Annotated in this window: 4 protein-coding genes and 2 pseudogenes; 5 read left to right on the top strand and 1 reads right to left on the bottom strand. The window is 40.0% G+C overall.

What is annotated here, in order from left to right; genetic code table 11:
- Positions 1 to 127: pseudogene (locus FTV48_RS13695) on the bottom strand (DUF465 domain-containing protein); the annotation flags it as partial.
- Positions 128 to 683: 556 nt separating this feature from the next.
- Between FTV48_RS13695 and sbmA the strand changes: the two are divergent.
- From sbmA to FTV48_RS13670, 5 genes and pseudogenes are all read left to right on the top strand, one after another.
- Complete coding sequence (gene sbmA, locus FTV48_RS13690) at positions 684 to 1877, top strand: peptide antibiotic transporter SbmA (RefSeq protein ID WP_005096155.1); 1194 nt, start codon at positions 684 to 686, stop codon at positions 1875 to 1877.
- Positions 1878 to 2558: 681 nt separating this feature from the next.
- Positions 2559 to 3515, top strand: a complete 957-nt coding sequence (locus FTV48_RS13685; protein WP_171502641.1) for a hypothetical protein — start codon at positions 2559 to 2561, stop codon at positions 3513 to 3515.
- A gap of 464 nt (positions 3516 to 3979) precedes the next feature.
- Positions 3980 to 4468 carry a hypothetical protein gene (locus FTV48_RS13680; protein ID WP_005172120.1) on the top strand — a complete coding sequence of 163 codons (489 nt, stop codon included), beginning with the start codon at positions 3980 to 3982 and terminating at the stop codon, positions 4466 to 4468.
- 224 nt (positions 4469 to 4692) lie between these two features.
- Positions 4693 to 5625: an IS5 family transposase gene (locus FTV48_RS13675; RefSeq protein WP_180000707.1), complete on the top strand. Its 933-nt coding sequence runs from the start codon at positions 4693 to 4695 to the stop codon at positions 5623 to 5625.
- A gap of 582 nt (positions 5626 to 6207) precedes the next feature.
- Positions 6208 to 6400 (top strand): annotated as a pseudogene (locus FTV48_RS13670) (IS3 family transposase); the annotation flags it as partial.

The following is a 6400-nucleotide window of genomic DNA, read 5'->3' as shown; positions in this document are numbered from 1 at the left end:
GATCGGCTTCAGAACTTTTTAGCAGACGATAAATTTCATCTTTCAATTTTAGCTTTTTACGCTTGATCGCTTCAATATCATTGTTGATATGATTGACCGGGTCGAGTTCAAGCTGACTAATTTTCCTTTTCTAAGGTCAATGGTTTAAGTAATTCAATTACCGAACTTTCCATAGTTTTATTCCAAAATAAGATTACTTTTCGAGAGTTAAATCATAGCATGATTTTTGAAAATTTAACTATTTCTGCGAAAAATGAGAACTGGGTCAATGATTTGTTCACTTCAGTAGTAGCAAAACCTTTTATCTAAACATCTATAAAACCATTATTGAGTATTTGATTTTATTCTATTTATAGAACCTTAAGAAGCTATATTCGTTTGTAATAAAACAGATAGGCCGTACTGATGTACAGGATTTAAAAATACATAAGGCAAAAACTTGATGATTCATGTGCCTGATTGCCTCTGGAGCTTTAGATAGGCTGATCAAGAATAAAAAGACTCATTAAGAGAAAAATACGTTTTGAAAATCTATAAAAATAAATTTTATAAGGGACTATGCATCGCTATGTTATTTTTTAAACTAAATTGAAAATTAATGCTTTATAACAGTAAAAGTCTAAAATAAGAATAAACTAGGCGTCATTTGGATGACCCAAATATAGAAGGAGAACTCGGTCAGCATGTTCAAGTCATTTTTTCCGCAACCTGTCTGGTTTTTTAGCAGCCTGATTTTGTGGTTTATCCTTAATCTTGTGCTTTGGCATACTGGCGGATCAGGATGGGGAGTCTATTTGGGTTTCCCTGAAGGCTATTCTGAGGAAAGTCTCGCTATCGGTATCAGTCGTTTCTGGTCAGCCAAGTTTCTCTGGTTCTACCTTTGGTTTTTTCTTGCCACTGCCATATTTGCTCTCTTCTGGACGTGGAAAGCACAACATCCATGGCAGCGTTGGTCAGTCTGGGGCTCGGCTTTTATCCTGTTTAATATCTGGTTTGGAGTACAGGTCAATGTCGTTTTAAATGAATGGTATAGCCCGTTTTATGACCAGATCCAGAAAATGCTAGGCAGCGGTGGCGGAGATGTTTCACTTCTCTATCAAGAAGCTTTAACCTTTATTTATATCGCCATGATTTACGTCACTTTGGCCGTATTTAATATGTTTTTCGTCAGCCATTATGTGTTCCGCTGGCGTACCGCGATGAATAACTATTACACGGCACATTGGGAACAATTGCGTCATATTGAAGGCGCATCCCAGCGTATTCAGGAAGATACCATGCGCTTTGCCAAAACCACGGAACAGCTGAGTGTTTCCCTGATTGAAGCATTGATGTTATTGATGGCGTTTCTGCCTATCCTGTACCAGCTTTCAAGTCATGTAAAGGTTCTGCCAATTGTGGGAGAAATACCGCATGCTTTAATGTGGGCTTCTATTGGATGGGCCGTATTGGGTACCGTCATTTTGATGGTGGTCGGGATGAAACTGCCAGGACTGGAGTTTAATAACCAGAAAGTCGAGGCTGCTTACCGTAAAGAACTGGTGTACGGAGAGGATCATGCTGATCGGGCTCATCCGCTGACACTGCAAGAACTGTTTAGCCGGGTACGCTGGAATTATTTTCGTCTGTATTTTCACTATGCCTATTTCAACCTGGTCCGGATCTGGTACTTACAGTTAGACAATATCTATGGATTATTTATCCTGTTTCCGAGTATTGCAGCAGGAACGATCACCCTGGGTTTGATGATGCAAATCCTGAATGTATTTGGAAAAGTACGTGAGTCTTTCCAATATCTGATTTTATCGTGGCCGACCATTATTGAGCTGATGTCGATCTATAAACGTTTAAAAGCATTTGAATCCCATCTGGATTAATTTTTTCTAAGTTACCCATTAGATTGTAAAAGCCAAATGATTTTATCTTTGTCTTTTTATATCTAAATCGACGTTAATGTCTAATCGAAAAGCTTGATCTGACCGTTGGTCAGATCAGATCAAATAGGAGCAAAACATCCCAATATAGGGGTATTCAGGTCTGGTTTTCCTGATTAGAATCTTAATGACCAGCGAAGATGGAGTTTAATTTCCAGCGGTTTAACGTATAAAAATAAGAAGTGTACGTTGAGGAAATTATTCTGATGCTGATCTTGTTCAGACAATGCTATAGAGGGTAAAAGTAATTTTTTACACATGATAATAAAGATCTGTACCGTTATCCTGAATAAGTTGCCGAAGAAAGATTGCTATCTTTCTTCGGCTTTTTATGTGGTGTTCTATTTATTTCTGATTCAATCCCGCTGTTATTTATCCTTTAACTACGCGCCAGAAGGATGCTTATCTCAATTTTTATAGGCTGAGGCTTGGCATAATGTATAGGGTTGTGAATGATGTGCCTCCTTTTTATCTTTTAAATTTGATACTTATCAATATCTTGTGTTTGTTGTTTGCTGATATTTAGGCTATGTTATACGGGAATCTGGGGTTGAGATATTTGCTGTGAAGCTAAACGTAATAATTCTAATAATAGGGGCAATAGGCTTGGCGGGATGTAATAGCGTGAGTCGGCTGAAATCAGGGGTTTTACATCCTTTTGCCAGTCCGGAAGAGCTAATCGCCAAGCGGGCTTTGAATCAACGTGATGGCAGTGCAAAAGATTATATTTATCTTTGGGGGCAAGCACAGAAAAATAACAGCACTCAGGCCATGTATCCGCGTTCGATCCTGACGCAATATTGTCATGAACAAGGCGGTAAATTTTCCCTATTGTATAGAAGTAATTTTAATGCCGTGGCAGATCTTGCCCAACGCAAACGCCTGAGTACAAACCGAGGTGTGGTACAGGGAAGCGGCGCCTATCAGTGTCGTATGGATGGCCTGGCTGAAAGCTGGATCGTCTCGATCGAGCCGGTTTCTGAACGACAGGTCGATAAAACCAGCCAGAACCGTAGCGTTCGATTGCTGACCAAGTTGATGAGTGCGACTGAGGCAAGAAACTTTTACCTTGCTGCAAATAAGAACACTGTCGCTACCCAGAAAAAGACTGCTGCATCGATAAAAACGCCTGTAACGAAGAGCACGAATGAACTTAAAGAATCAGCGCGTAAAGAGCAGGAAAGGAAAGAATTAGAGAGAAAGGAATTAGAAAGAAAAGAGTTAGAGAAAAAACAGATCGCGACGACGGTAGTCCCCGTGAGAGCTTCAGTGGTAGAAACACCTCAACAGCAGCAGATGAAGCTCTATGTGGCAGCACGCCGTGATATTAATAGTGGCAAGAACCTGAATAATGCCTGCAATAATGCGCAGCGTGCCTACAATTATGGCAAATTGCAGGGGACTGAGGGAACTCGGGTTTATACCGAATCTGGTATGCTGGTTGCTCGCTGTTTGAACGGGATTCCGGCCTATGCCAACCGTTTCCCGAATGCTAAAGCTCAGGCCAAGCGTGTGCTACAGAATCTGTCTAATAACTATAATCATAGTGGTGCGAAGAATATGTTGAGACAGATCAAATAAGCACTGAATTAAACGCATTTAATCCAGAATCCGTATGATGATTTTGATTCACCAGAAGATGGGATAAAAAATCAGTTCAATCAGGTCGGATATAGAGGATGAGATCCGACTGCGTTTGCTGGGCAGGTCGCGCGATTCGAACATCCATCTTCGAAAAACAGGATGGATCAATAACAATACGGTCAAGCTAAAGAACACAACCAGTCTCCAAGGAAGGATGCTGTTAAAGGTGTTTGCAGTCATCATGATTATTTTTATTGTTTTAATTTGAATAATAACGCTAAGTTTACTCGATCAATATCATCATCTGATGAATAGCATGATGGGATGAAATTTTTCATCTGAATTAATTTTAAATCCAGTTCAGGTTTTACAGAGCTCTATCAGTATATTTCCTTTTTACATGATACAAAGAAACTATTTTCAGCGCCAAAATGCTGATGTCATATTAAAAGGAAGTGGTGATGGGTTTAAAAAGTTCTTCTCGTATTCGTTCATTTTTTCTAGGTGCAGCATTATTGGGAGCAGCACAGGTTACGATGGCGGGCCCAACGGTCGATCAGCTGAGTGACTGTTTGATGAAGTCCACTACAGCCACTGATAAAACCACGGTCTTGCAATGGACATTTGTGGCATTGGGCAATCATCCGGACTTAAAAGCTTTTAGCAATGTGACTGCGACTCAAAAGGAAGCATTAGACAAGAATCTGGCGACGGTGTTGCAGCGCATTTTAGTGGAGCAATGTTCAGCACAGACCAAGGCGGTGATTCAAGCTGAAGGTTTACAGGCTGTGGGCGATAGTTTTCAGGCTTTGGGTAAAACCACAGGTGAGGAAATTTTAAAGAATCCTGAAATCAATAATCAGCTTAAAGGTGTGCTGCGTTATATCGATTTGAATCGTGTGGCACAGACTTTTTTGACACCGGATTTGTTGAATAAGTTGGGGTTGTAAGAGGGTAAGCTGGTTTTATTTGAAAATAGCGATAATGATTTTAATCAGCCAGTAAATAGGATAGAAAATAAATTCAAGCCCATCTGCTAAGCCCAAACCGCGCTGTTTTCTATATGGTACAGGCTGAGCTGCGGATAGTCGTTTACGCCATTTGATCATTATCAGTAAAAGGCTTTGTTGCACAAACCTATCTGTAAAGGCTTTTTCAGCGATATAATTTTCAAATGAAGAAGCCTACACACAAAATCTACCGCACAACCAATTGGCCCGCATATAACCGAGCACTTATGAGTCGCGGAAATATTGCCATTTGGTTTGATCCTGCTACGCAATGGTATGCTCCATCAAAAGGCAAACAAGGGCGAAATCAAACCTACTCCGACGCAGCCATCCAATGCTGCTTAATGATTAAATCCTTATTCCGTCTGTCTTTACGTATGGTTACTGGCTTTGTGCAAAGTCTGATTAAACTTTGCGGATTAAATTGGATAGCTCCAGATTACACCACGCTTTGTAGAAGACAAAAGCATATTGATATTGTAATCAGCTACCAAAAAAGTAGCGATGGGCTGCATCTACTCATGGACTCTACAGGCATGAAGTTTCTAGGTGAGGGCGAATGGAAGCGCAAGAAACATGGACCTGAATATCGTCGCCAATGGCGTAAACTTCATATTGGTATAGATACTAAAACCCTACAAATACGAGCAGTTCAGCTTACAACCAATAATGTCAGTGATTCACAGGTGCTTGGTGATTTACTTAATCAGATTCCACAAGATGAGCAGATTGACTCTGTTTATACCGATGGAGCTTATGACACCAAGCAATGCCGTCAGGTCATTGCAGATCGGCAAGGGCATGCGGTGATTCCACCTAGAAAAAATGCGAAACCATGGAAAGATACAAAGAGTAGCTCGCTAGAGCGAAATGAATTACTTCGAACAGTTAAGCGTTTAGGCAGGACACTATGGAAAAAATGGTCAGGCTATCATCGGCGAAGTTTGGTTGAAACTAAGATGCATTGCATCAAATTATTAGGAGATAAACTCAGTGCAAGGAGTTTTGATAGCCAAGTGAATGAGATCCATGCACGTGTAGCAGTCCTTAACAGATTTACGGAATTAGGTCGACCACTTACCCAAGTTACGCCTTAAATTTGGCTCAATTAGGGGCGCTTTGCATTTCAAATCTTTGTGCAACAAAGCCTCAGTAAAATGATAATGACCAGAGCAAATAATCCGATGAGGGTTTGAATGATGGTAAGTAATAGTTCAGGTGTCATTTTTGTTTTGCTTGGATATTTCTGATTTTATAGTATAAATAATAAAAATCTTGCTAGTAACCGCTTGCGCTGCATTTTAAAGTAGTGCTTTAAAACTTGCTCAGGAGAGGGAGTCTTTTAATAATCCTCTCCCTAGCCCTCTCCTTTATAAAAGGAGAGGGAACACCGCGTATCCAATTGATTACACGGCAAGTCTCCCTTTGTAAAAGGTGAGAAGTGAAGCTTCGCAAGGAGAGGGATTCTATAAATCACGCATAAAGAAGGAATTTGAAAGTTGGATACTTCTTAGTTTTTAAGCTAGGTAATTGAGGAGATTTTGTTGCTTGTTATGATTCTCAAAGTGTATAAAATAACCTATTAAAATATATCGAATTTATTCGGGTAGTAATATGGTTTTGGAATTATGAACCGTACCGGGTTTGTCGGAGAGTCAATATTCTGAGAGACTATCCCGATGACAAAATTAAAATATACCCCTGAAATCAGAGAAAGAGCGGTTCAATTATTGATTGAATCCGAGAAAGATTATCCATCGAATTGGGCTGCAATCACAGCAATTGCTCCTAAAATTGGCTGTACTCCTGAAACACTACGTGTTTGGTATCAAAAATACTTAGATCAACAAAATCCAGTTAAAGCACAGCAGC

It is taken from the genome of Acinetobacter sp. YH18001 (assembly GCF_013416975.1).
Lineage (GTDB): Bacteria > Pseudomonadota > Gammaproteobacteria > Pseudomonadales > Moraxellaceae > Acinetobacter > Acinetobacter pseudolwoffii.
The sequence above is the reverse complement of the archived record's forward strand: the minus strand, read 5'-3'. Positions and strand labels throughout refer to the sequence as shown.

Coding starts and splice junctions, on each gene's coding strand:
- sbmA (WP_005096155.1), top strand. CDS start 684: ATGTTCAAGTCATTTTTTCCGCAACCTGTCTGGTTTTTTAGCAGCCTG.
- FTV48_RS13680 (WP_005172120.1), top strand. CDS start 3,980: ATGGGTTTAAAAAGTTCTTCTCGTATTCGTTCATTTTTTCTAGGTGCA.
- FTV48_RS13675 (WP_180000707.1), top strand. CDS start 4,693: ATGAAGAAGCCTACACACAAAATCTACCGCACAACCAATTGGCCCGCA.